The sequence below is a fragment of the Leucobacter iarius genome, assembly GCF_039530105.1.
Classification (GTDB): Bacteria; Actinomycetota; Actinomycetes; order Actinomycetales; family Microbacteriaceae; genus Leucobacter; species Leucobacter iarius.
In genome coordinates this window covers 236941-262402 of the sequence record NZ_BAAAOB010000003.1, presented here as the reverse complement: position 1 = coordinate 262402, position 25462 = coordinate 236941, and the positions used below count along the sequence as shown (strand labels likewise).

The 25462-nt window shown below is 71.6% G+C and carries 22 protein-coding genes; 10 read left to right on the top strand and 12 right to left on the bottom strand.

The genetic code is table 11. From position 1 onward, the window contains the following. Positions 1-5 precede the first annotated feature (5 nt). Entirely contained in the window at positions 6-902 is an 897-nt protein-coding gene (locus tag ABD169_RS12850) for a GlcNAc-transferase family protein (RefSeq protein ID WP_344032803.1), read from the top strand. On the opposite strand, the gene ABD169_RS12845 is transcribed toward ABD169_RS12850, so the two are convergent. From ABD169_RS12845 to ABD169_RS12825, 5 genes are all read right to left on the bottom strand, one after another. Further along, entirely contained in the window at positions 893-1741 is an 849-nt protein-coding gene (locus ABD169_RS12845) for a 3-hydroxyacyl-CoA dehydrogenase (protein ID WP_344032801.1), read from the bottom strand. The two genes, ABD169_RS12850 and ABD169_RS12845, sit on opposite strands and share 10 nt — an antisense overlap. Before the next feature lie 192 nt (positions 1742-1933). Next, the gene (locus tag ABD169_RS12840; protein ID WP_344032799.1) at positions 1934-2599 is read right to left on the bottom strand and encodes a hypothetical protein; all 666 of its coding nucleotides are present in this window, start codon (positions 2597-2599) and stop codon (positions 1934-1936) included. Between the two features lie 118 nt (positions 2600-2717). Then, entirely contained in the window at positions 2718-5942 is a 3225-nt protein-coding gene (locus ABD169_RS12835; RefSeq protein ID WP_344032797.1) for a tetratricopeptide repeat protein, read from the bottom strand. 19 nt (positions 5943-5961) lie between these two features. Then, complete coding sequence (ftsY, locus tag ABD169_RS12830; RefSeq protein ID WP_046454214.1) at positions 5962-6837, bottom strand: signal recognition particle-docking protein FtsY; 876 nt, start codon at positions 6835-6837, stop codon at positions 5962-5964. A gap of 42 nt (positions 6838-6879) precedes the next feature. After that, positions 6880-7803, bottom strand: a complete 924-nt coding sequence (locus tag ABD169_RS12825) for an Lrp/AsnC family transcriptional regulator (protein WP_344032795.1) — start codon at positions 7801-7803, stop codon at positions 6880-6882. A gap of 205 nt (positions 7804-8008) precedes the next feature. Between ABD169_RS12825 and ABD169_RS12820 the strand changes: the two genes are divergently transcribed. The 3 genes from ABD169_RS12820 to ABD169_RS12810 all read left to right on the top strand — a co-directional run bounded on the left by ABD169_RS12820 (position 8009) and on the right by ABD169_RS12810 (position 12064). Further along, positions 8009-9364 carry an MFS transporter gene (locus tag ABD169_RS12820; protein ID WP_344032793.1) on the top strand — a complete coding sequence of 452 codons (1356 nt, stop codon included), beginning with the start codon at positions 8009-8011 and terminating at the stop codon, positions 9362-9364. A gap of 75 nt (positions 9365-9439) precedes the next feature. Continuing rightward, entirely contained in the window at positions 9440-11071 is a 1632-nt protein-coding gene (locus ABD169_RS12815; RefSeq protein WP_344032791.1) for a thiamine pyrophosphate-binding protein, read from the top strand. A gap of 3 nt (positions 11072-11074) precedes the next feature. Further along, positions 11075-12064, top strand: coding sequence for a C-terminal binding protein (locus ABD169_RS12810; protein WP_344032789.1), 990 nt, complete (start codon positions 11075-11077; stop codon positions 12062-12064). Between the two features lie 73 nt (positions 12065-12137). Here the strand turns inward: ABD169_RS12810 and ABD169_RS12805 are convergent, their stop codons facing one another. Further along, the gene (locus tag ABD169_RS12805; RefSeq protein ID WP_344032786.1) at positions 12138-12599 is read right to left on the bottom strand and encodes an Lrp/AsnC family transcriptional regulator; all 462 of its coding nucleotides are present in this window, start codon (positions 12597-12599) and stop codon (positions 12138-12140) included. A gap of 93 nt (positions 12600-12692) precedes the next feature. On the opposite strand from ABD169_RS12805, the gene ABD169_RS12800 reads away from it, so the two are divergent. Continuing rightward, positions 12693-13136, top strand: a complete 444-nt coding sequence (locus ABD169_RS12800; RefSeq protein WP_344032784.1) for a rhodanese-like domain-containing protein — start codon at positions 12693-12695, stop codon at positions 13134-13136. Between the two features lie 118 nt (positions 13137-13254). Here ABD169_RS12800 and ABD169_RS12795 read toward each other — a convergent pair whose 3' ends face one another. The 3 genes from ABD169_RS12795 to ABD169_RS12785 all read right to left on the bottom strand — a co-directional run bounded on the left by ABD169_RS12795 (position 13255) and on the right by ABD169_RS12785 (position 19304). Next, positions 13255-14673, bottom strand: a complete 1419-nt coding sequence (locus ABD169_RS12795) for an HNH endonuclease signature motif containing protein (RefSeq protein WP_344032782.1) — start codon at positions 14671-14673, stop codon at positions 13255-13257. A gap of 177 nt (positions 14674-14850) precedes the next feature. Further along, the gene (locus ABD169_RS12790; RefSeq protein WP_344032780.1) at positions 14851-18546 is read right to left on the bottom strand and encodes a chromosome segregation SMC family protein; all 3696 of its coding nucleotides are present in this window, start codon (positions 18544-18546) and stop codon (positions 14851-14853) included. 113 nt (positions 18547-18659) lie between these two features. Beyond that, entirely contained in the window at positions 18660-19304 is a 645-nt protein-coding gene (locus ABD169_RS12785; RefSeq protein ID WP_344032778.1) for a pyridoxamine 5'-phosphate oxidase family protein, read from the bottom strand. A 144-nt stretch (positions 19305-19448) separates the two neighbouring features. Here ABD169_RS12785 and pdxR point away from each other — a divergent pair, with 144 nt between their 5' ends. Continuing rightward, positions 19449-20930 (top strand): MocR-like pyridoxine biosynthesis transcription factor PdxR, encoded by a 1482-nt coding sequence (pdxR, locus tag ABD169_RS12780; RefSeq protein ID WP_344032776.1) that lies wholly within the window; start codon positions 19449-19451, stop codon positions 20928-20930. A gap of 4 nt (positions 20931-20934) precedes the next feature. Here pdxR and ABD169_RS12775 read toward each other — a convergent pair whose 3' ends face one another. Further along, positions 20935-21375, bottom strand: a complete 441-nt coding sequence (locus tag ABD169_RS12775) for a VOC family protein (protein ID WP_344032774.1) — start codon at positions 21373-21375, stop codon at positions 20935-20937. A gap of 138 nt (positions 21376-21513) precedes the next feature. Next, the gene (locus ABD169_RS12770; protein ID WP_344032772.1) at positions 21514-22056 is read right to left on the bottom strand and encodes a hypothetical protein; all 543 of its coding nucleotides are present in this window, start codon (positions 22054-22056) and stop codon (positions 21514-21516) included. 123 nt (positions 22057-22179) lie between these two features. Between ABD169_RS12770 and ABD169_RS12765 the strand changes: the two genes are divergently transcribed. The 4 genes from ABD169_RS12765 (at position 22180) to ABD169_RS12750 (ending at position 24485) form a co-directional block, all read left to right on the top strand. Then, positions 22180-22812: a DJ-1/PfpI family protein gene (locus tag ABD169_RS12765; protein WP_344032770.1), complete on the top strand. Its 633-nt coding sequence runs from the start codon at positions 22180-22182 to the stop codon at positions 22810-22812. Beyond that, positions 22793-23272 (top strand): MarR family winged helix-turn-helix transcriptional regulator, encoded by a 480-nt coding sequence (locus ABD169_RS12760; RefSeq protein WP_344032768.1) that lies wholly within the window; start codon positions 22793-22795, stop codon positions 23270-23272. Before ABD169_RS12765 ends, ABD169_RS12760 begins: the two co-directional genes overlap by 20 nt. After that, positions 23265-23753: a DUF1648 domain-containing protein gene (locus ABD169_RS12755; protein ID WP_344032765.1), complete on the top strand. Its 489-nt coding sequence runs from the start codon at positions 23265-23267 to the stop codon at positions 23751-23753. Before ABD169_RS12760 ends, ABD169_RS12755 begins: the two co-directional genes overlap by 8 nt. 102 nt (positions 23754-23855) lie before the next feature. After that, entirely contained in the window at positions 23856-24485 is a 630-nt protein-coding gene (locus ABD169_RS12750; protein WP_344032763.1) for a GyrI-like domain-containing protein, read from the top strand. On the opposite strand, the gene ABD169_RS12745 is transcribed toward ABD169_RS12750, so the two are convergent. Next, positions 24455-25459, bottom strand: coding sequence for a hypothetical protein (locus ABD169_RS12745; RefSeq protein ID WP_344032761.1), 1005 nt, complete (start codon positions 25457-25459; stop codon positions 24455-24457). The two genes, ABD169_RS12750 and ABD169_RS12745, sit on opposite strands and share 31 nt — an antisense overlap. Positions 25460-25462: the final 3 nt, after the last annotated feature.

The following is a 25462-nucleotide window of genomic DNA, read 5'->3' as shown; positions in this document are numbered from 1 at the left end:
ACCCCGTGTCCGCACCGAGCATCCTCGTCCGGGTCGTGAGCTATCGCGATCCGGAGCTGCTGCGCACCGTCGCGTCGGCCTGGGAGCAGGCCGATCGCCCGGAACGGATCCGCTTCGCGATCGTGCAGCAGTTCGGCCCCGAGACCGCCGAGCAGCTGGAGCCGCTGCGCGGCGACCCGCGCGTGCGAGTGTTCCGCACCGAGTGGTCGAGCACGCGCGGGCTCGGCTGGGCCCGGCGCATGACCGACCGCATGCGCACCGACGAGGCCTTCGCGCTGCAGGTCGACGCACACACCCGGTTCGCGCCCGGCTGGGACACGGCGCTGATCGATCAGTGGGAATCGCTCGACGATCCGCGTGCGGTGCTGAGCTGCTACCCGGGCGCGTTCACCCCGCTGGACGAGCAACGAGTCGAACTGCGGGAGGCCGGGCCTCACCTGATCGTCCCCGCCGGGACCGATCAGTACGGTCTGCCGCGGCAGGACGGGGGCCCGGCCGCATCGGCCGGCACCCCCGGGCTGCTCGTCTCCGGCGGATTCCAGTTCTCGGCCGGCGCGCTCTGCAGCGAGCTCGAGCAGGTGCGCGACGTGATGATCGCCGACGAGTACGTGCAGGCCCTGCGCCTGTTCACGCACGGATGGAACGTGCGCGCGCCGGGATCCGTCCCGCTGTTCCATCTCTATCGGGGGGATCGCCCAATCGACGCGCACGGCTTCGCCCGGGACTTCGCGTCCACGCCCGGGACGGCCGCCGCGGCCGAACGACTGATCGCCCGCAGCCTGGCCGCGGCGCGGGCGATCATCTTGGGTGACGGAGCCGGAGCCCTCGGCGCAGTGCGTTCCCGGGAGGAGTTCGCGGAGCGGCTCGGAGGGCTGAGCGCGGACTCGCTCGACTACTCGTAGTCGTAGAAGCCGTGGCCCGATCCCTTGCCCAGACGGCCCCGGTCGATGTAGTCCCGCTTGAGGATCTCGGCGAACTCGCGCTTCACCGGATCCGCGCTGTCCTTGCCGAGGTAGTACGGGGTCATCATGCCGACGACGTCGAAGATCTCGAAGGGGCCGGACGGCGAACCGGTCGCGATCTTCCAGGTCTTGTCGATGTCGGCGGGAGTCGCCACGCCCTTCACGAAGAGCGCCGCGCCGGCGTCGAGGAACGGGACGAGCAGCGAGTTGAGCACGTAGCCGGGCTGCTCCTTCATGATCCGGATCGGCACCATGCCGATCTCCTCGGCGAACCGCGCCACCTGCTCGAAGACCTCGGGATCGGTGCCCGGGTGCCCCATGACCTCGCCCGTGTTGAACTTCCACACCTCGTTCGCGAAGTGGAGCGCCAGGAACTTCGCCGACCGGTCGACGAACGGTGCGATGGCGCTCGGCAGCAGGGTCGACGAGTTCGTGGCGAAGATCGTCTTCTCAGGAGCGAGCGCGCTGACCTTCTCCCAGGTCTGCTGCTTGATCTCGAGCGACTCGGGCACCGCCTCGATCACGATGTCGGCGTCGCTCAGCGCGTCCGCCAGATCGGAGGTCGCGCGGATCCGCGAGACGGCGGCGTCGAGCTTCTCGGCCGTCGCGTCGGGCAGGTCCCGGAGGTAGGCGGCTTTCAGGTAGTCCCACCGCTCCGGCAGCTTCGCCAGGATCTCATCGCTGAGGTCGTAGGCCACGACGTCCTTACCGGCGTAGGCCGATTGGAAGATGATCTGGGAGCCGAGCACGCCGGTCCCGAGCACGGTGAGGTTCTGCATGGTGCGCCTTTCTCGAACGTCGCCGCGCGGGTGGCGGCGATCCGGTCCGGCGGCCGCTGATCGAGCCGACCGTCAGGCCATGCTTCTGGTCTACTCCTCTTCGGCGAAAAGCACCTTGCGGTTTCGCGATTCGCGATCAGATCGAGAATTCTCCGCAGATTCTGCGGCGAAACCGAGATCTAGCCAGAGAAGCTACACCGCGCCCATCGGCCAGTAGTTGCCGTACTTCACGAGGACAGCCTCCAGCGTGCGGTGGTCGGGGGTCCGATCCCGCTCGAATTCGAGCTGTGACCGGCCGTTGTGCACACGGATGGTGGCTTCGCGCCCCGCGACCTTGCAGTCGGCCCAGGCCGCGTCCCACGCGAGCGAACCGTCGGCGGCGAGCACGCGCACGCCCGCGCCGTCGAGCTCGACCCGCGCGATGCCACGACCGCCCGCCGGGAGCGCCATCGGGAACTCGGACTGCTCGTAGGGGGCGAAGTAGGCGACGAATCCGACGCGCGCGTTCGGGTAGCCCTCGCGGACCTCGCGGGCCACGCGCGACACCCGGAGCGCGCCCCGCTCGACGGGGAGCTCCTTCCCGCTGGGATCGCCGAGCGGCAACCCGGGCACCTCCGTTCCGGGAACGAAGCGCTGCTGGAAGATCTCCCACTGACGCTTGCCGTCATACGCGTTCATCGACGAGGTCGCCAGCAGCGGCTGACCCGCGTCCCACTGCGCGGTGAGCCCGTAGGACGGCTCGGTCGCGCGGTTCTTGCGCCGGCTGCTGCGCACGCCGAGCACGACGATGAGCACGAGCACCAGCGCGCCGATGGCGAGGAAGATGAGGATGGGCAGATCTTCTTCTTGTGCGGGCACGAGGGTCCTTCCGGGATCCGGGGCGCAGGGGCTCCGACGCCGGACCGCGCATTACGCGACAGAGTACCGGAAATCACCGACGCCGCGAAGACTCTCCGACGCCGCGGCGGCGCCCGGATCAGTGCGGCAGATTGAGTATCGCGACGACGATGATCGTGACCGCCGCCACCACCCCGATGGTGATGCTGACGGGGCGGCTCGCGCGCTTCGCCGCGGCGTCGCGGCTCGCGATGGCCCGCTTCACGGGTTTCGCGTTCGCCCCGAGCTCCTTCATCATGCGCGGCAGATTGCGACGGTAGACGCGCAGCGCCTCCCGGTCCTGACCCGTCGCGATCAGCGCCTCGGCGACGTCGTCGAAGAGGTCGAGCGTGAGCCGATGCCGTTCGCCGAGCAGCGCCTCGGAGCGCTCGGCGGCGGCGCGGTACACCTCGAGGGCGAGCCCGTGCTGCCCGCGCCCCGAAAGGCGCCGGCCCAGCCAGGTCCGGTACTTGATCTCCTGCTCCGGCCGATCGCCCTGCTGCTCGGCGATCGCGATCGCCCGCTCCTGCGGCGGCACCAGCTCGTCGACCCGGTTCAGCTGCGCGAGCGCGAAGCTCTGCTGGTCGAGCGCATCCGCGAGCGCCCAGGGCTCCTGCGGGAGCAGACGTTCGATCTGCGGGACGAGCCGCGCATAGCTGTCCGCCGCCTCACGGTAGGCCTGCATCCGGCGATGGCAGTCCGCGATGCCGCGCTCGGCGGCCAACCAGTCGAGCCCGGGATCCCCCGCGAGCCCGTCGCGGGCACGGGTGTACTCGACGAGCGCGTCGGCCACGCGATCCATGCTCCGCAGGTGGTCCGCATAGCGGAGCGCCCGGACCCCGACCGCGTGCGGGTCGGCGGGATCCGCGTCGGCGGCGTCCGCGGCAAGCGCGGCCGTGACCCCCTCGGCCAGTTCTCGACGCTCCGCGGCCAGCGCCTCCGCGCCCGCGGAGCCGTCAGAGGAACGCCCGAGCTCGTCGAGCACGCGGTCCAGTTCCCTGATGCGGCCGAGCGTCTCGGGGTGGGCCTCGCCCAGCACCTCGCGGGACTCGGCGACGACGCGCTCCGAGAGCTGCTTCCCCCGGACGAGGTCGCCCGAGAGGCGGACCGCGCGTGCGAGGTTCGCGAGCGCGCCGAGCGTCTCGGGCGAACGCGGGCCGAGGGCCTCGGTGCGCTGCTCGACGACGCGTTCGAAGCGGTGCGCCGATTCGGCGTACCGTCCGAGGTGGAGTTCTTCGAGAGCGCGGTTGTTCAGGGTCTTGAGCGTGTCCCGGTTCAGCGCGCCGAGTACGCGGACCTGCAGCTCGTAGAGGCGATCCCACTGGGCGATCGCCTCGGCGTGGCGGTCGAGCTGGCAGACCGCGAGCGCGAGGTTGCCCAGCACGCTGAGCCCGGTCGGGGTCTCGAGCCGGCCTTCCTGCTCCAGGCGGGCGCGCACGGGGTTCAGGAGGGTCTCGACCTCGCGGGGCCGGTCCGCGTTCAGGTAGACGACGGCGAGGTCGATCGCCCGTCGGGGGTCGCCGCTGCGTTCGGCGATCTCACGCAGCTCGGCCGCGGCCTCGTCGAAGCGGTCGAGCTCCTGCAGGGCGAGCGCGTGCAGGGTACGGAGGTCGTCCAGCGCCCCGGGCGATGCGCCCGCCGCGACGGCCTCCGCGATCCCGCTGCGCAGGCGCGGTTCGGCCTCGACCGCCCGACCCATGCGACGCAGCGCGATCCCCACGTTCTCGAGGGACTGCGCGATCCGCGTGGCGCTGCCCCGGAGCTCGGCCTCCCCCGCGGGATCCGGGTCGCCCGCGGCGAGCCGCGCGTACTCGTCCTGCTCGAGCTGCAGCGATCGTTCGGCCGGGGGCAGCGCGTCCGCCGGCCGCTCGATCGAGATGAGCATGCCGGCCAGCCGGTCGTAGAGGCGGATCGCGTCGACTCGGAACGGGATGCCCAGCGCGTCGATGCGCGCGGCGCCCGCTTCGAAGAGGTCGGCCGCCTCCTGGGAGCGCTCGGGGAACCACTCGGCCCGGATGATCCAGGCTTCCGCGAGCGCCCGACCGCGGATGCGCAGTTCGTCGCGCGCGGCGGAGCGCTGCACCGCGTCCCGGCAGGCGTCCTCCGCGGCGTCGCAGAGTTCCTCGGCCAGCAGCACGGCGCGGTCCCGGGCATCGCCGGGGGTGGCGGGGTCGGCGGCGGCCCCGTCGAGGTGCGCGCGCAGCAGCCGCTGCTCGCGCAGGCCCGCCTCCACGGCGGGCACGGCGGTGCGGCCGAGTGCGCGAACGGCGTCCTCGCGCACCGCGGTGGCGGCGGTCAGCGCGTCCTCCGTCTGACCGTTCTCGCGCAGCAGCTCGATGATCTCGAACCGGGTGCGCAGCGGCGTCTCGGCGTCCGGACCCAGGAGCACGGTCTCCCGGCCGAGGATCTCGCGCAGGAGCCCCAGCAGGTGCTCCGGGCTGCTCCGCGGGTCGTCGCCGTCGTCGGCGAGCCGGCGCAGCACTCGGACGCGGAACCGCAACCCTTCGAGCGTGTCGTCGGCGTCGCGCCCCAGCGCCCGCTCCATCGCGGGGATCAGGCGGTCGAGCTCGTCCGCCGCCTCGACGGCGTCCTCGGACCAGGCCAGGGTCCGTGCCAGCCAGAACCAGGCGTCGAGGGTGTCGGGATCCTCGAGTCCGAGCTCGATGCGGCGACCCTCGAGCACGCGGCGCCAGAGCTGCGCGGACTCGGCGTCGAAGTCGAGCCGGGACAGCGCCGTGGCCTTGTCGGCGATCGCGCGCAGGTGCAGCAGCGATCCGTCGCCGTGCGCGAGCGCCCGGGCGATCAGCATGTCGAAGGCTTCGAGCCCATCGGCCCCGTCGAATCGGGCGCGCTGCTGAGCGCGCAGCGACAGCATCCACAGCGTGAGCGGGTGGGACGGCCCGAGCCGCCGTTCGGCCTGCCCGGCCAGGGTCTCGAGCGCGTCGAGGTCGCGGCTCGCCGTCTCCGCGCTCGCGCCGACCACCGCCGCGAGCCCGTGCGCGCTCAGGTACTCCTCGAACGCGCCCTCATCGAGCGTCTCGGGCTCCCCGCCGACCTCGCGGATCGCGTCGTTGACCAGCTCGCCGAGCGCTTCGAACAGCTCACGCGAGCGCTCGGTCTCGTCGATGCGGTTGAGCGCCGTCGCGAGCGACGAGATCGCCGAACGGTGCGCCTCGCTCGCGGCTCCGAACACCGCGACGACGCGGGGCAGCAGGATGCGGAGCTCGTCGATCGCCCGCTTCGTGCGTTCCAGGTCCCCGCGCTCCGCGCCGGACTGGGCCTCGGCCAGATCGTCGGCCAGTCGCTCGCGCTCCTCGTCGCTCATACCGTCGCCCGAGCCGGGATCAGCCGATGAGCTGCTGGGCGAACACGTGCGGGGTGAAACCGGTCAGATCGCCGATGCCCTCGCCCTGTCCGACGAGCTTGATGGGCAGCCCGGTCTTCTGCTGCACCGACAGCACGAAGCCGCCCTTCGCCGAGCCGTCAAGCTTCGTGAGCACGAGGCCGGTGACCCCGGCGTGCTCGATGAACGCCTCCGCCTGCGCGAGCCCGTTCTGCCCGGTCGTCGCGTCGAGCACCAGCAGCACCTCGGCGATGGGCGACTGCTTCTCGACCACGCGCCGCACCTTCGAGAGCTCGTCCATCAGGCCGCCCTTGGTCTGCAGGCGCCCGGCGGTGTCGATGATCGCGATGTCGAAGTCGTCGTTCTTGGCGCGCTCGACCGTCTGGAACGCGACCGAGGCCGGATCCTGCCCCTGCTGCTGGGGACGCACGATGTCGACGCCCGCCCGGTCGGCCCAGGTCGCGAGCTGCTCGACCGCGGCGGCGCGGAACGTGTCGGCCGCGCCGACGACGATCTTCTTGTCGAAGGTCTTGAGGTATCGGGCGAACTTGCCGATGGTGGTCGTCTTGCCGACCCCGTTGACGCCGACCACGAGGATCACGGCCGGGCGTTCCGAGAGGTGCAGCGTCGGGTCGAAGGCGGCGAGCCGCTCCTCGATCGATTCGCGCAGCATGCGCCGCAGCTCCTTGACCTCGGTGACCCGGTGCCGGTCGACCTGCGCGCGCAGCTCGCCGAGGATCGCGTCGGTGATCTCGGGACCGAAGTCCGCCGAGATGAGTGCGGTCTCGAGATCGTCCCAGGTGTCCTCGGTGATCTGCTCGGCACCGCGGAACATGCTCTGGAAGACGTTCGAGAAGGACCAGGAGCGCTCTGCCATGGCACGAGTCTATCGGCGGCGGGCCGTCCGTCGCGTCCGCGCTCAGGCCCCGCGCAGGCGGGCCAGGCGCTCGATCCCCCACTCGTAGCGCTCGCACCACAGCGCGGCGTGCACCCACGAGTCGGCGAGCACGACCCCGGGGTGGGCGCGCACCGTTCGGATGATCTCGGTGCACTGGGCGATGCTGCGCACGGCGATCGTCGCGACCATCTCGTAGCGCCCGGTGGTGCGCGCCGCGAACTCGATCGTGGGGATGTCGAGCAGCATCTCCTCGACGGCCTCCTGCGCGTCCTGCTCGCCGACGAGCACGATCCCGATGCCCGCGAGCACCGCCCCCGTCTCGACCCGGCGGCCGCGGACCGCGCCGATGCGCACCATCTGCGCGTCGAGCAGACGCAGCACGCGCGCGCGGCAGGCCGAGGCGGAGCGTCCCGTGTGCCGCGCCAGCTCGCCGAACGTCGAGCGCCCGTCGACCTGCAGCCGCGCGAGCAGGGCGATATCGAAGTCGTCGAACACGATCTCGCCGAGCTCGGGATCCTCGCCGAGGCGCAGGCGGCGCAGCACGCGATCGTAGAGCCCGAACTGCACTTCGACGATCCCGTCGATGGAGCGGATCGCGCGCACCGTGCGCCCGACCTCCTCGTTGTCGGGCGCCCAGATCTCGACGACCGCCTGGTACTGGCCGATGGTCTCGGTGAGGAACACGACGCTGCCGTGCTCGAGCAGCTGCTCGAAGACGGGCTGGGTCGGTCCGGCGATGCGGAGCATGAGATGCACCTGCAGCGGCAGGCCGAGCGCCCGCGGCGGCACGGCCGCGATGATCCGGATCTCGTCGGACTCCAGGAGCTCGTGCACCCGCTGCGCGACGACCGTGCGGTGCACCCCGAGCTGCTTCGCCAGGGCGGAGAACGGGGCGCGCCCGTCGAACTGCAGGGCGCGGATGAGGTCCTCGTCGAACGCGTTCATGGTTCGTATTGTGGCAGATCACTCGCCGTTCATCGCGACAGAAACGCTGTCGAACACGCGTTTCACGCGCGCGTTTCGACCGAAGTGGCGGACCCGATCGACAGATCCGCAATATCAGGTCCCCGTGAGCGTAATTCCGTCTTGCGGCACCGCGAATCGCGATTACGCTCGTACCGAATTCGCTGCCCAGCAAAGGAGCTCGCACGTGTCAGCATCAGCCCCCGTCGTCCCCGAGAATACGCACCGTCGTGCGCTACGAGGCGGCTTCGCCGCCCTCGTCGGCACCTCGATCGAGTGGTACGACTTCTACGTCTACGCCACCGCGGCGGCCATCATCTTCCCGCACGTGTTCTTCCCCAAGGACCTCGATCCGGGGCTCGCCACGCTCGCATCGTTCGGCACCTACGCCGTCGCCTTCTTCATGCGGCCCCTCGGCGGCATCATCTTCGGCCACGTCGGCGACAAGCTGGGCCGCAAGCCCGCGCTCACCATCACCCTCATCCTGATGGGCGTCGCGACCACCCTCGTCGGCGTCCTGCCCGGCTACGCCCAGATCGGCATCTGGGGCCCGATCCTCCTCATCCTGTGCCGCATGGCGCAGGGCCTCGCCGTCGGCGGCGAGTGGGGCGGCGCCAGCCTCATGGCCGTCGAGAGCGCGCCCAGCAAGTGGAAGAACTTCTACGGCGGCTTCACGCAGGTCGGCAACCCCCTCGGCGCGCTCATGGCGACCGGCGCCTTCTGGGCGCTCTCCTCGCTCGGTCAGGACGCGCTGCTGAGCTGGGGCTGGCGCCTGCCGTTCCTCTTCAGCATCGTGCTCATCGCCGTCGGCTTCTGGGTGCGCTTCAAGGTCGAGGAGACCCCGGTCTTCGAGGCCAAGGTCGAGGGCAAGGAGCAGTCCACGCCGCTCCTGTTCGCGCTGAAGAACAACTGGTCCCCGATCCTCCTCGGCTTCTGCATCATCGCGATGTCGTCCGGCGGCTACGTGATCGCCACGACCTTCGTGCAGAACTACGCGGACACCCCCGAGATCGGGCTCGACCCGACCATCATCCTGGGCGCCCTCACCATCGCGTCGCTCATCGAGATGCTCGTCACGCTGCCCCTCGCCGCCCTCGGCGACAAGATCGGCCCGAAGGCCGTCATGTACTTCGGCATCCTGGCCTCGTTCGTCGTGATCATCCCGCTCGTCCTCTCGATCCAGTCGAAGAACGTCGCACTCATCTGGATCTTCGTGATCCTGATCCGCGTCACCCTGAGCGGCGCCTGGGCCCCGCTGTCGACGCTCATGGCGCAGATGTTCCGCCCGCAGTCGCGCTACACCTCGATGTCGCTCTCGTACGGCATCGGCGCCGCGGTCTGGGGCGGCCTGTCCCCCGCCATCGCGTCGGCGCTGCTCCTCGCCACCGGCGGCAACTTCTGGTCCGTGGTCGCCTTCTTCGGCCTGCTGACCGTCGTCGCCTGGATCGGCGTGCGCTTCGCCCCGCAGCACTCCGACACCGCCCCGGTCACCGGATCGTTCAACGCCCGCACGGACACGACCGCGATCCGCACCGACGGCTGATCCCGAGCGGGTTCCGCGCCCCGCGCGGAACCCGCTCCCTTCCCCGAACGCACCACCACGAACGCGAGGAAACGCATGGAAACCACCCGCAAGCGCACGACCGGCTGGGTCGTCATGGAGGCCCTCCGGGCCTACGGCATCGACACCGTCTTCGGCATTCCCGGCACGCACAACCTCGAGTTCTACCGCCCGCTCGGCGCGCTCGGGATCCGCCCCGTCACCACACGGCACGAGCAGGGCGCCGGCTACGGCGCCGACGGCTGGTCGCTGCAGACCGGCAAGCCCGGCGTCGTGATCACCACGAGCGGCCCCGGCCTGCTCAACGCGCTCTCGGCGGCGGGCACCGCCTACTGCGAGTCCCGCCCCATGATCCTGCTCTCGCCCGGCCCCGCGATCGGCGCCGAGTTCGCCGACATCGGCACGCTGCACGAGACCAAGGATCAGCTCGGCGCCGCCTCCGCGATCGTCGAGTGGGGTCGCCGCGTGCGCACCGCGGAGGAGGCCGTGCAGGCCGTCCACGACGCCTTCGAGCTCTTCGCGACGACGCGCCCCCGGCCCGTCTACATCGAGGTCCCGCTCGACGTGCTCGAGCAGGAGACCGAGCTGCCCGACTCGGCGCTCGCCCCCCGCGACTTCGCCGCCCCGGTCGCTCCCGACGCGGCGTCCGTGGCCGCCGCCGCCGAACTGCTCGCCGCGGCGCAGTCCCCCGCGGTCCTCGCCGGCGGCGGATCCCGCGCCGCCGCGACCGAGCTGCGCGCCCTCGCCGAGCGTCTCGGAGCCCCCGTCGTGACCACGCTCAACGCCAAGGGCGTGCTCGACGAGTCGCACCCGCTCGCCGCCGGATCCAACCTGCGCCTCGCCGCCGGCCGGCGCGTCGCGCAGGACGCCGACGTACTGCTCGTCGTGGGCTCCAAGCTCGGCGAGGCCGAGCTCTGGGCGCCGAAGCTCGACGCCCGCGGCAGCGTGATCCGCATCGACCTGCTCGAGAGCCAGATCCAGAAGAATCAGCGCACCGACGTCGGCCTCGTCGGCGACGCCGCCGCCGCGCTCGCGGCGCTCACCGCCGCGCTCGGCGAGGGCGAGGCGCGCGACGCAGCCGGAGCCGCGGCCCGCGTCGCCGAAACGCTCGCCGCCGTCGGCGAGGAATCCGCCGAGCTCTCGGCCGAGAACACCGCGCTCGCCCGGAGCATCGCGGCGGCCCTGCCCGAGAACGCGATCGTCGCGACCGACTCCTCGCAGATCGCCTATTGGGGCCTGCTGAACACCCTGCGCGTCGCCGAGCCGAACTCCACCCCCTACATGGCGACCTACGCGACCCTCGGCTACGGGCTGCCCGCCGCGCTCGGCGCGCGCATCGCGTCGCCGCACCGCCCCTCCTTCGTCGTCGTCGGCGACGGCGCCCTCATGTTCTCGATGAACGAGTTCATCACCGTCGTCGAACAGGGCGAGGACGTGACCGTCATCGTCGTCGACAACGGCGGCTACGCCGAGATCAAGCAGAACGAGGTCGACGCGGGCATCGCCCCCGTCGCAGTCGACCTCGTGCAGCCCGACTGGGCCGCCGTCGCGACCGCGTTCGGCGGCACCGGACGCCGCGCCGCGACCGGCACCGAGCTGGCGGAGGCGGTCGAGTCGGCCGTCGCCGCCGGCGGACTCCAGCTGATCCACATCGACCAGGCCGCGTTCTCGGCCGGCCAGGAGGCCTGAGCCGTGACCGACGCACCCCGCCCCGTCGCCGTCTACACCGACGTCGACGACACCGATCCCACTCCGGGCATCCGGCTCCTCGAGGAGCACGGTTTCGAGGTGCGCGTGCTCGGCACGCGCGATCCCGAGCGGATCATCGCCGGCGCGCAGGACGCGACCGTGCTGATGCCGGGCTACGCGGCGATCTCGCGCGAGGTCATCGAAGCACTGCCGAATCTCCGCCTGATCTCGCTGATGTCGATGGGCTTCGACTACGTCGACATCGACGCTGCGACCGAGCGCGGCATCTGGGTCACCAACGTGCCCGGCGCCGCGACCGAGGAGGTCGCGACCCACGCGCTCGCGATCCTGCTGTCGGCCGTGCGCCAGCTGGACTTCTACACCGGCTCGGCGAACCCCGAGCGGTGGAACGACCGCGCTCCCGCGGCTCCCCCGCGCCTCAGCGAGACGACGCTCGGCATCATCGGCCTCGGCCGCATCGGCCGCGAGCTCGTGCGCCTCGCCGGTCCCCTGTTCGGATCGATCGTCGGATACGACCCGATGCTGCCCGACACCCCCGAGGTGCGCGCCGAGCTGGAGCGCCTGGGCGTGCGGCGGGCCGAGCTCGACGAGGTGCGCGGCGCGGCGGACGTGCTCTCGCTGCACCTGCCGCTCACTCCCCAGACCGAGCGGATGGTCGACGCCGAGTTCCTCGCGGCGATGCCCGCGGGATCGGTGCTCGTGAACGTGTCCCGCGGCGCGCTCGTCGACCACGCGGCCCTCGCCGCCTCGCTCGACGCCGGGCACCTCTCGGGCGCCGCGCTCGACGTGCTCGAGCAGGAGCCTCCTGCCGCGGACCACCCCGTGCTCGGCCGCGACGATGTCGTGCTGACCCCGCACATCGCCTACTTCTCGGCGCGCACCGAGATCGAGTACGTGCGGATCCAGGCGCAGAACGCCGTGACACTGCTCGAGACGGGCGCGCCCGAGTCGCCCGTCAACCGCCCGGCCTGAGCCAGGTCCCGCCCGGCCCGGGGAGAACTCCCGGGCCGGGCGGATCGGCCGATCCGGCTAGCCCGGCCTTCGCTCATGACGGCGGGAGCAGGGGGCGCCGCGGCAACGGCGAGGAGTACACGACGCTCGTGGTGACGCTGCCGAGTGTTCCGACTCTCCCGCTGATCTGTTCGAGGTGCTTCATGTTCGTCGCGACGACCTTCATGATGAAGCAGTCGTCTCCGGTGACGTGGTGCGCCTCAATGACCTCCGGCAGCCCTGCGAGCAGGGCATGCAACGGTTCGTAGGTGCTACTGGGGTAGCGCAGACGCAAGTAGGCGAGGATCGCGAACCCCAGCCGCTCGGGATCGACCTGAGCGCCGTAGCCGCTGATCACCCCGGACTCCTCGAGTCGCCGCACGCGCTCGGCGGCGGCGCTGTGGCTCATGCTGATCCGCCGAGCGAGATCGGCGATGCTCAGACGCCCGTTGCTCTGCAGGATGTTCAAGATCGCCGAGTCGACCCGATCCGGCTCGAATGCAGCATTCGCGGTCATGTGCAGATACTGCCACGAAATTCCCGCCGAACCGAACCGGATGCCACGAAACACGTCTTCAAGTCGCCGTTCGACGCGAATAGCGTTTCAGGCATGACGACTTCCCCGCTTTCGCCCGAAATCCTCGCTTCTCACTTCGCGCGCAAACTCGCGTTCGAGACCGACGCATCCGACGTGCACGCCGCTCAGGAAGGCGGCGCGCGCTTCGCGCTGATCGACTCGCGAGGAACCGCGGCGTGGGCGCAGGGCCGGATCTCCGGGGCAATGCACATGCCCACCTCGGAGATCTCCGACCGAGCACCCGCCGAGCTCCCCATCGACCTGCCCATCGTGACCTACTGCTGGGGCCCCGGTTGCAACGGCGCGACGCGGGCCGCACTCGAATTCGCGCGGCTGGGTTACCAGGTCAGAGAGATGATCGGTGGCTTCGAGTACTGGGCCCGCGAAGGCTATCCCGTCGAGAACGAGCACGGTCCCATCGTGCGCGCCAAGGACCCGCTCACCGCGCCGATGGACTCCATCGCTTGCGCGTGCTGACGAGGGCGAGGCACCGGAAACGGCATGGCGAGCGGCTTGACGGCCGACGGGACGACCAGGGCGTGCAGGCGCGGACGCGGCCCGACACCACCCGGGACCGCGTCACCGGCTTGTACCGTCACGCAGCGCGGCGCGGTTCCCCCGGTTCCGAAGCGTCTTCAGGGCACACTGGTGCGGCGCCGTGGGTCGCAGCTTCGACTCGTCCCAGAAGCGCGGGAGCCTTTTCCCTACGTCGACGCCCCAACCGCGACGTCCACTCGATCTCACCGCCCGGCCACTGCACCATTCCTATGCCGGCATGATGCTTCATCATGTGGTGCCGACGGCACAGCACCGAGAGGTTCGCCACCGTGGTCGGCCCACCGCGCGCCGCGTCAATCGTGTGGTCCTGATCCGCTCGATGCGGGACGATGTTGCACCCGGGAAATCTGCATCGCTGATCCCTCGCGCTCAGGAAGCGCCGCATCTCCTCCGAAGGACGGTATCGGTCGACCCCCAGTACGGCTCCTGTCTGCGGATCGCAGGCGATCCGGTCGAGCCCTGCCGAGAGGCTCGCGAGCATCCTCGCGGAGGTGCCATCGATCGGGCCGTAGCCGGCGAGGATCGCTGCGCCAACCAGTCCCGCCGCAGCGGCCGGTTCTCCCTCGCTCGCGGGTGCCGCGCGCCCAACGGCGGCGTCTGCCGGAAGCGGGTCGGCGGAATGCGCACGCGACGACAGGAGCGAAAGCACTGGGACGGTCACCTGTACGCGGGCCTTCACCGCGCCCAGCTCGATCGCGCCGCGTTCGTTCGCGGGCGTACCGTTCAGCAGCAGATCGCCCAGCAGGTCGGCGCGGATCTGCCCGAGGAGCCGCCGTTCTCCGGGGTTCTCTTTCCCCTGCACATGGCGGGCCTGCCGGGTGAGCCGATCGAACAGGGCGTGCGCGATCGGTGCGCTGAGGACCGCATGCAATTCGGCAAGACCGTCGTCGAGCTCGGACACCCACACCCGACGTTCCACCTGGGCACGTGCGCACCGCTGTTCGAAGCTTCGCTCGGCATACCGAGCTGCCAGCGCCTTCGCTTGGCGACGCGTGCGGTTCGGAGTCTGCTGCTCCGCATACGCGAGCGCCGCGGCGGCGTACTTGACTCTGGCGTCCGGATCGACCGCAAGAGTCTCCGTGTCGATCGCGCGCCCGGCCTCCACGATCGCCGAGGTGTGCGCCAGGGCGATCCGGCCGTCGGCGAGCGCCCCGTGCGCCGCTGGGTACTGCGAGCAGAGGGTGGCCGCGTGCTCGATCAGGCGCTCCGCACTCCGGTCGGCGATCCCCAGCGCGAAACCGACCTCCGCCGCGACGGTGCGGTGCGCCATCTCGGCCGTGCCGCTGATGCCGAACAGCCGTTCCTGCTCGGCTCGGGCGATGCGATCCGCCTCTGCGAGCAGCTCAGCCTTGCGCGCGTCGAGCCCACGCAGCCGGCCCTCGACTTCTTCCAATTCGCGCACCACCTCGGACAGCAGACGGTGCTGCTCGCTGTCAGCGGGGAAGGGAATGCTCATGGGTCAACTCTGCTGCCGACCTCCGACATTTCGGGCCTCGATTCGGCCGTTTCCGTTCCAAAGTTCTGTGCAGATCGTTGTTGAGAGGTCGACAATTCACCGGCCGAACCGGCCAGGCCAGGCCGAACCGGCCGCACCGGCCGAACCGGCCAGGCCGGCCGCACCGATCCCTCGCTGTCAGTCCTCGCGGGCGATGCGCTGGCCGACGACCGCGGAGATGCCGTCCTGCCGCATCGATACGCCGTAGAGCGCGTCGGCGATCTCCATCGTCCGCTTCTGGTGCGTGATGATGATGAGCTGCGAGTTCTCGCGCAGGCGCTCGAACACCTGCAGCAGCCGCCCCAGGTTGGCGTCGTCGAGCGCCGCCTCGACCTCGTCGACGATGTAGAACGGGCTCGGCCGGGCCTGGAAGATCGCCATCAGCCAAGCGACGGCCGCGAGCGAGCGCTCCCCGCCCGAGAGCAGCGACAGCCGCTCCACCTTCTTGCCCGCGGGCTTCACCGTCATCTCGATGCCGGTCGTCAGCAGCTCGTCGGGATTGCTCAGCGCGACCTCGCCCGATCCGCCGGGGAACAGGATCGGGAAGACCTCGGCGAACGCGGCCTGGGTGTCGGCGAACGCGTCGGCGAAGATGCCCTGCATCTTCGCGTCGAGCTCCTCGATGATCTTCAACAGGTCGGCGCGGGTCTTGGCCAGGTCGGTCAGCTGCTCCGACAGGAAGCGGTGCCGCTGCTCGAGCGCGGCGAACTCCTCGAGCGCGAGCGGGTTGATCCGGCCGAGCTGGGCGAGATGCTTCTCGGCCTTCGCGAGCCGGCGCTCCTGCTCGGCGCGCACGAACGGCCTCCCCGCGGGCGATTCCGCTTCGGCGGATGCGCGCTCTGCGCGTTCGCGCTCGCGCTTCTGACGCAGCTCCGCCTCCAGCTCGCGCTCGAGCGCGGTCATCGGGGCGCCCTCGTCCGGGTCGTCCTCGGCGTTCGCCTCGTCCCCATCGCCCGCGTCGCCAGCGGCGGCCGCGGCGGCCGCGGGGTCCGGGAGCTCCGGGATCGGCTGATCCGGCCCGTACTCGGCGATCAGCACCTCCTCGACGAGCCCGAGCTCGGTGCCCGAGCGCTCGAGCAGCGACGACAGCTGCAGCTTCCGCTCGTAGCTCTTCAGCTCGGCTCCGTGCACCCGCTCGGTGAGCGACTGCAGACGCTGCCGCAGCTCCGATTCCTCGGACCGCAGCAGCGTGAGTTCCTGGCTGTGCCGCGCGCGCTCCTGTTCGGCGGCCTGCTGCGCGAGCCTGGCCTCGGCGAGCGAGCGGTCGCAGGCGTCGATCACGGCGGGCAGCGCCCCGGCGACGCGCTCGGCGCGGGCGACCTGACGGGCGCGCAGCACGGATCGGCGGGCCGCTTCCTCGGCCGCGCGCTGCTCGGCCGCGTACTGCTCGGCGAGCATGCGCTCCTGCGCGCGTCCGGCACGGGCGCGCTCGCGCGCGGTCTCGAGGGCGAGCCGCAGCTCCAGCTCGGCGCTGCGGGCCTGCTCGACCTCGGCGAAGGCGCCGTCGCGCGAACTCGCGTCGAGGATCGGGCGGGGCCTCCCCTCGGCGAGTTCGAGCGCGTTCTCGGCCTCGGCGACCGCGGCGCCCGCCTCGTGCTCGGATCCCGCGACGGCGGCGAGCGCCTGGCGCGCGCGCTCCGCCTCGGCGGCCCCGGCCTCGGCACGGGTGGAGAGGCGGTTGCGCTCCTTCGCGGTCTCGGCCAGACGGGCGTCGGCGGCGCGCAGTTCGGTGTAGGCGAGTTCGGCGTCGCGCTTGGCGCGGGCGGCCCGGTCCCGCAGCTCGGCGAGCTCGACGCTCGCGGCGTCGAGCTCGGTCTGCAGGGCCGTGCGGCGTTCGACGGCCTGATCGCGGTCGGCCGTCAGCTCGATGCGCGAGGGCGCGAGGCCGGACCCGCCCGCGGTCGTGTAGCGGGTGGCGACGTCGCCGGACTCGGTGACGACGGTGGCGCTCTCGGCGGGCCAGTGCGCGGCGAGCTCGACGGCGGCGGCCGTCGCGGCGGCGAGATCGGGCGCGATGTAGCTGCGTGCGAGCAGGGCGATGACGCCCTCGGGAGCGGATTCGACGGCGTCGAGCGCCCGGGTCGCCCCGGCCGGTCGGGGCGCGTCCGCGTCCGGGGCCGGGCGCACCTCCAGCGCCCCCGCCACGACGACGCGCAGGCGTCCGAGGTCGCGCTCGTGGGCGGCGGAGACCGCCGCGCGAGCGGCATCGGCGTCGCCGGCGAGCACGGCGTCGGCGAAGAGGCCGAGGGCGGCGCCGACCGCCGCCTCGGATCCCTCGCGCACACGCACGTGGTCGGAGACTCGGCCGAGGATCCCCGCGGGCTGCTGCCCCAGCAGTTCCGCCGATGCGTCCCGCTGGTCGAGGGATCGCGCGAGCGCGCTGATCCGCGCGTCGAGGCCGGCGAGCTCCTGCTCCATGCCGTGCACGCGTTCGCGCGCTTCGTCGCGCCGCTGCTCCGCCGCGGTTCCGGCCTCCTGCGCGGCGCGATAGGAATCGTCGAGTCCGCCCTCGGCGGGCTCGGATCCACCGGCCTCGGCTTCGAACTCCGCGAAGCGCTGCGCGGCGTCCTCCGCCCGGGCCTCGGCCTGCTCGACCGCGAGCTCGCGGCGGCGCAGCTCCTGCTCGACCGCACTGCGCTTCTGCTGCGCCGCGTCGACGCGGCCGCGCAGCTGGGACAGCTCCAGGTCGTGCTTCGACACCAGAGCGCTCTGCGCCGCGAGGTGCTCGTCGATCGCGTCGAGGCCGCGCTGTGCGCGGGCCGTCGCCGCGGTCGCGTTCTCCCAGGACGCCTCGGCCTCGGGGATCAGCGATTCGAGGCGACCGGCCTCGGACCCGGCCTCCTCCACGCTCGCGCGCGTCAGCCGGCCGATCTGCTCGGGATCCTCGGCCTGCGTGGCGAGGAAGGTGAGCCGCTGCTGCGCCTGGGCGTAGAGCCCGCGCAGGCGCGACTGCGACGATTCGAGGGCGATCGTCACGCGGCGCGCGGCGTCGAGCTCCTCGCTCTGCTGGTCCTGCTCGAGCCGCTGGATCCGCAGCTGCTTCTGCTCGATCTGCTCCTGCAGCACGATCCGCTCCGCGTGCCGCTCGGACTCGTCCTTCGCGAGCGCTTCCAGCTCGTTCCGCAACCGGAACACGTCGTCGGCGAGCAGCCGCGCCTTCGCGTCCCGCACCTCGGCGGCGATGCCCTGCGCCTGCCGCGCGACCTCGGCCTGCCGCCCCAGCGGCTTCAGCTGCCGACGGATCTCTCCGGCGAGATCGTTCAGACGGGTGAGGTTCGTCTCCATCGCGTCGAGCTTGCGCAGCGTGCGCTCCTTGCGGCGGCGATGCTTCAGGATTCCCGCCGCCTCCTCGATGAAGCCGCGGCGGTCTTCGGGCGTCGCGCGCAGCACGGCGTCGAGCTGCCCCTGACCGACGATGACGTGCATCTCGCGGCCGAGGCCGGAATCGCTCAGCAGTTCCTGCACGTCGAGCAGGCGGCAGTTCTCGCCGTTGATGGCGTACTCGCTCGAACCGTTGCGGAACAGGGTGCGGCTGATCGTCACCTCGGAGTACTCGATCGGCAGCGCACCGTCGGAGTTGTCGATGGTGAGCCGCACCTCGGCACGGCCGAGCGGCCCGCGGGTGGAGGTGCCCGCGAAGATGACGTCCTCCATCTTGCCGCCGCGCAGCGACTTCGCGCCCTGCTCGCCCATGACCCAGGCGAGGGCGTCGACCACGTTCGACTTGCCCGAGCCGTTGGGGCCGACGATCGCGGTGACCCCGGGTTCGAACTGGAAGGTGGTGGGCTGGGCGAACGACTTGAAGCCCTTGAGCGTGAGGCTCTTGAGGTGCATGCGCCCCGTCCTTCCGCTCGTCGCCGCCCGCGACCGTTGCCGCACTGGGGAAACGGTACCGGATCGGCGCGGAATCGGCATGATCCCGCGCCGATCCGGACCTTCGGAAGGCGCTAGACGATCCGTTCGGGGTGCGCGAGCAGCTCGTGCACCGACGCGGGCGGCTCGATGCCGTCGCGCAGATCGGGAGCCGCCTCGGCGGTCGCACTGGGCGCGCCGAACCGCACGAATCCGGCCCAGGCGTCGCCCGCGATGTCGGACTCCTCGTCCTCGGGCCAGTCGGCCGAGACGCGCAGCGACCAGCGGTCGATCGGCAGGGCGAGCGCGACCGTCGCCGCGAGCTCCTTCTTGCTCGACGGCCGCACCTCGGCGCTGCGGTTCGGGATGAAGCGGTCGGAGAGCGCGTCGAGCACGGCCGGCTTGTCGGCCGGATCGATCGTTTCGAACCGGCCGAAGAACATGGCGCTCCGATAGAGCATCGACGATTCGAAGGTGCTGCGCGCGACGACCACGCCGTCCACCTTCGTGACCGTCACGCTGACCTCCTGCGCAGCGATCGCGCGCATCCAGCGGGATCCCGTCGAGCCGTGGATCACCAGCCGGTCGTCGATCACGGCGAAGCCGGTCGGGAACACGACCGCGCTCCCGTCGACGACGAGCCCGACGTGCGCGAGCACGGTCGAGCCGAGCAGATCGTCGAGCGCCGCGCGTTCCGTCGACATCTTCTCGGGCATGCGTTGCGAGACGAGACTGGGCATTCGGGGGTCCTCCTGGGGTCGTTCGGCGTGAGCGCCGGTTCCAGGATCATCCCGGAAGCGGTCCTCGAAGAAGTCCGATTCGCTACGATTCGAGAGGACCGATCCCGGCAGCGCGCGGGATCCCGATGCGCCCGGGAGGCCACCATGCTCGATGCGTCGATCTGGATCGCGCTCGACCGCGGGACCGGCGAGTCGCTCGCGGCGCAGCTCGTCCGCCGGCTCCGCGACCGGATCCTCTCGGGCGACCTCGCCGAGGGCGAGGCGCTCCCCTCGTCCCGGGCGCTCGCCGAGTCGCTCGGCGTCGCCCGCTCGGTCGTCGTGCGCGCCTACGAGCAGCTCGGAGGCGAGGGATATCTCGATGCCCGGCTCGGATCCGCGACGCGGATCGCCGCCGGCATCGTTCCGGCGGCGATGCCGGTCGTGCCGGCGGTGCCGGTCGTTCCGCGGACGGCTACGGCCGCCTCACCCGGTGCAGCGGGCAGCGGGGATCCCCGGCCCGCGGGCGGGGCATCGCGGCCGGCATCGCCCGCCGCCGACCGCGGCCCGATCGACCTCCGCACGGGTCATCCCCACACCCCGCCGCTCCCTCCCGAGGAGTGGCGGCGCGCCCTCGCCGTCGCGGCTCGCGAGCCGCTGCGCTCGTACGCGCCGCCGCCCCTCGGCGAGCAGCGCCTCCGCGAGCAGATCGCGCTGCACGTCCGACGCTCGCGCGGGGTGCCCTGCGCGACCGAGGACGTGATCGTGACCTCCGGCACCTCCGACGCGCTGCTGCTCGTCTCGCTCGCGCTGGGCGCCGGTGCGCGCGTCGCGACCGAGGATCCCGGATACCCCGAGGCGTCCGCCGTGTTCGAGACCGCGGGCCTGCACGTCGAACCGGTCCCCGTCGGCGACCGCGGCCTGCTGCCGGAACTGCTGAGCGCGGTGCGCCCGCGAGCCGACGCGGTGCTCGTCACCCCCAGCCACCAGTTCCCGCTCGGCGGCCGGATGACCGCTGCCGAGCGCACCGCGCTCGTCGCGCTCGCCGCGCGCACCGGGACCCTGATCATCGAGGACGACTACGACAGCGAGTTCCGTCATCTCGGCGCCGCGCTGCCCGCGATCGCCGCGCTCGACCCCGGCGGGGTCGTGGTCCACATCGGCAGCCTGAACAAGACGCTGTCCCCGTCGCTGCGCTGCGGATACCTCGTCGCCACCGCGGGGAGCCCGATCCACGACCGTCTGACGCGCACCCGCACCGCGCTCGGTCCCACCGTGCCGCTCGTCACCCAGTCGGCGCTCGCGGCGTTCTTCGCCTCGGGCGGGCTGCGCCGCTACGTCGCGCGCACCCGGCGCGAGTACCGGCACCGCCGCGCCCTGCTGCTCGAACGGTTCGCCGAGCACGGCCTGGCCGACCGCCTCTCGGGGCTCGACGGCGGCCTGCATGCGGTACTCGCCCTGCCCGACGGGATCGGTGGCACCGAAGCCGCGGCGACGCTGGAGTCTCGCGGGGTGCTCGTCGAGACCGTCGCCCAGTTCGCGCGGCTCCCCCGCGCCGACGACGCACTGGCCATCGGCTACGGAGCGGAGACCGCGATCCGGCTCGACCTCGGGCTCCGCACCGTGCTCGAGGTCGTGGTCGGGTCCTGACCGCCTACTTCGCCTCGGGGTCGGGCTCGTGGATCCCGAAGACGTTGTTCTCGGTGTCGAGGAAGTACCCCTGCCAGGCCATGCCGGGCAGCGCGTACTTGGGCATCGCGAGCGTGCCGCCCGCCGCGAGGATGCGCTCGGCCGCCTCGTCGAACGAGGCGACCCCCATCGTGAGCACCCCGCCGCCGACCGCAGCGCCGGGCTCCGGGTTGTCGCCGTGCCGCTGCATGATCGCGCCGTCGATGCCGGGGCCCTCGCCGGTGCGCAGGCCGAAGTACGGCATGCCCGCGTACTCGGTCCAGTCCTCGGACTGCCAACCGAAGACCTCGGCGTAGAAGGCCACGGCCCGTGCCGGATCCGCCGCGTGGATCTCGAAGTGGACCGGACGGCCGTTGCCGTACGAGACTTCCTCCTCGGCCGCGGCGTTCTCGACCTGATCGCTCATGATGACTCCTCCTCGCTGAGCAGTGCGCACCCGCCGATCGCGAGCACGCCTCATTCTGCTCCCGGCCGTGCCCTGAGCGGAAGCCTCCGGATCGGACGCGTTCGGTCCGCGTTCGGTCCGCGCGCGTTCGTCGCGCGCTCAGCCCGCGAACGGGTCGGCGTCGAACGCTCCGCCGGCGTTGAGGAACGACACCGCGGCATAGACCAGCAGGACCACGCCGGCCACCGGCCAGCAGACGCGGGACCCGATCCGCGTGGTGCTCCAGATCGCCAACGGGAGCCCGACCGCGCAGGCCACGAACGCCGGCGGGCAGTAGACGAGGAACAGGGCGCCCCAGCTGTCGAACGCGCTGGCGCCCAGGGCGACGAGCGCGAACACCGCGGCGACCGCGAGCCCGAGGAGGAATCCCTGGGTGATCGGCGAGTAGCGGCGCAGGCGTGGGCCCCCGGCCAGGACGATCACGCCGGCGAGCGCCGGGATGCTCGTGAGGGGATGTGCCGCGGTGCCCGAGAGGCCGGAGAATCCGCCGAACCCTCCATCCGGCCCGAGGATGAGCAGCAGGCCGGCCATGGTCGCGGTGAGCACCGCGAGCCAGACGCGCCAGGCCATTCCCCAGCGCGAGCGCCGCATCCACGGATGGTCGAGGCGAACGCCGGGTTCAACGGGGTGCAGATCCACCATGCAGCCAGGCTAGCAGTACGGTTTCGCCCCGATCTCGGCCGCGTCGTCGAGAGCGGACGCATTCGCCATTGCGCATGTGACAGCATGCTGTCAAAATGGACGCACGGACCAGAGGAGGCCCCCATGCACCCCGCCAAGATCGCCCTGTACGCGACCGACACCATGGCCGACTGGGAGTACGCGTACCTGACCACGCAGCTCTCCGACGCCGAGCAGATGAAACCGGGCCGATTCTCGCTCGTCATCGTCGGCGACGGCCTCACCCCAGTCACCTCGATGGGCGGGCTGCCCATCTCGCCGTCCGTCGACCTGGCCGACATCGTCGACGACGGCTCCCTCGCCGCGCTCGTGATCCCCGGCAGCGACCGCTACGAGTCCGGCCACGAGCGGCTCGCCGAGACCACGCGCGCGCTGCTCGACCGGGACGTGCCGGTCGCCGCGATCTGCGGAGCCACGTTCCTGCTCGCCCGCAACGGCCTGCTCGACGCACGCGATCACACCTCCAACGCCGCCGAGTACCTGCAGATGACGGGCTACGCCGGCGGCGAGCACTACCGCGACGCGCCCGTCGTCACCGACGGGGGCATCACCACTGCGAGCGGGATCCACCCCGTCCCCTTCACCGCCGAGGTGATGCGGCGCGTCGGCCTGTTCCCCGACGACGTGATCGACGCGTGGGAGCAGCTCAACCTGACTGCCGATCCGCAGTACTTCCAGGCGTGGATGGAGGCCGCCGATGCCTGGCAGAAGTCCTGAGGGGGACGCCCTCACCGCGCTCGTCCTGCCGGCGTTCGAGCTGAACGGCGAGTTCCTGAGCGCGGCCGCGATGATCAGCGCGCCGCATCAGCTCACCCCGGCGCAGTGGCAGGTGCTCGGCGCCGCGCTCGAGGATCCGATCCCGGTGGCCGAGATCGCGCGCCGGATCGGCCTCGGCCTCACCCGGCAGAGCGTGCAGCGCGTCGCCAACGACGTGGTCGAGGCCGGCTGGGCTGAGTGGCGCGACAATCCGCAGCACCAGCGCGCCAAACTGCTGGCTCCGACCGCCTCGGGCCGCTCGGCGGTCGCCGCGATGGCGACCGAGCAGCACGCCTGGGCAGACCACGTCGGCGCGGCGATCGGCGGCTCCGAGCTGGCCGAGCTGCGCCGCCTGATCCCGCGCGTCATCGCGGCGTCGCGAGCGTACCGCGAGTCGACGGCCGGCGACCGCGATGCCTGATGGCGTAGATGTCCGGTCGCGACGCGCGCTCGGAATGCGCCGCGCGCTCGGCGCGCTCCGCGTCGCGACGCTGGCCTGGATCGGCGGCATCGCACTCACGATCCTGATTGCGTTCCCGAGCCTCCCCGGGACTCTGCCCGTGCACTTCGGGCTATCGGGAGCGGCCGACGCCTGGGGACCCCGAGCGACGGTGTTCGCCCCGCTCGCGATCCTCGTGGCGCTCGGCTGCTCGCTGTTCTGGGCTTCGGGAGACCCGAAGCGGGTCCTGAAACCGGACGAGGAGTCCCCCGAGCGCGCCGAGCGACGGGCGCGGGTCGCCTGCCAGACGCTCATCCTGGCGAACGCGGGGATCGCGGCGCTCCTCAGCGGCGTGCTGTTCTCGATGGCGTTCGACTGGGACGCCGTGCCGCTCCTCGTCGCGGGGGCCTCCCTGCTCCTCGTCGCCGTGGTCTCCGGCGTCTGGCGCGCCCTGCGCGCCTGAATGCGCTCGCGCTCGATCGACCGGGCCCGAATCATCCTTTCGAGACGCCGAACGGATGATTCGGGCCCGGTCGATGTCGGGGGCAGGAACTACGCTGACGCCATGACCGAGAAGATCGACTTCAAGCGCACGCTCGCGTCCTACCGCGCCCCGCGCGGCCGGTTCGAGATCATCGACCTGCCCGAGCGCCGGTACCTCATGATCGACGGCCACGGCGACCCCAACTCCGAGGTCGCCGCCGACGCGATCGCCGCGCTCTACCCCGTGGCCTACGCGATGAAGTTCGCGAGCGCGCGCGAGCTCGACCGCGACTACGTCGTGCCGCCGCTCGAGGCGCTCTGGTGGGCGGACGACATGGACTCCTTCACCTCCGCCCGCGACAAGTCGCAGTGGGACTGGACCATGATGCTGCTGATGCCCGACTGGATCGACGAACAGCGATTCGCCGCGGCGGTCTCAGCGGCGAGCGCCAAGAAGGACGCCGCCGCCCGCATCGGCGATGTCCGGTGTGAGTCCCTCACCGAGGGCCGCTGCGTGCAGACCCTGCACATCGGCTCCTACGACGACGAGACCGACACGCTCGCGGAACTGCACGAGCGATTCATCCCCGGGCAGGAACTCCGCATGACGGGCCGGCATCACGAGGTCTACCTCGGGGATCCGCGCCGCACGGCGCCCGAGAAGCTGCGCACGATCCTGCGTCAGCCGGTAGCGGACGCGGGCACCGCCTGACGCCGGTAGCGGGTCAGACCCGACCGGACCTCGCGCTCGCTCGAGACGTCCTCGAGTCCGGCTGCTTCGAGCAGCCGCTTCGTTCGGCGCGACAGCTCAGGCAGGTTCGGGGCCACGTCCGGCGGCTGCTTCGCGACTCCGACGATGAGGGACCGCCGTTCTCCGCGCGCGCCGAGCTCGATCCGCGCGTACTCGCTCCCCCGCCGCCAGATGAGCTCGTCGAGCTGCACGTAGCCGCACTCGAACACGTCGTCTCCGACCTCGAGCCGCAGGCGCCGGTCTCCGAACAGGACCGAGCAGCGGCGGCTCCGAGCCCGGAACATCGCGCTGATGATCGCGTAGAGCGGCAGCCCGATGACCAGCGCGAGCGCGACGATCACCACCATCGGCCCCGCGTTCATGATCGCGGGGAACGCGAGCATGAGTCCCGCCCCCAGCAGGCTCGCCACGACGATCGTGCCGACGATCACGCCGGTGAGCACGCCGAAACGCATCGGTGCGGCGGAGAAGCGCACGATCGCGCCGTCGCTCTCGGCCGCCTCCCACTCGGGCAGGCGGCGGTCGACCGGCTTGCTGCCGACCTTGACGAGCGCCGTGACCGTGTGGAGCAGTGCGAGCACCAACCAGGCGACGGCGACGAGCCCGGCCATCTGGAGCGCGAAGAACACGCCCCAGCCCGAGTCCGGGAGGATCCCCGCCTTCGCGAGCGGCTTCGTCCAGAGGAACATCGCCCAGATCGCGAGTGCGATCGCCGCGATCGCGCCGATGTGGAGCATGATCCGGATGCGGAACGGCTCGACCCGATTCAGCCCGTCGAGGATCGCGTTGCCCGCGAACCATCCGCCGAGCAGGGTCAGCAGGAACGGCACGATCCAGTCATCGCTGAGTCCGAAGGTGCCGGTCGCGAAGAGCACCGAGGCCGCGGCGATGAGCACGGCCGCCCAGACGATCGGCTTTCCGAAGATCCTGCGCACCGC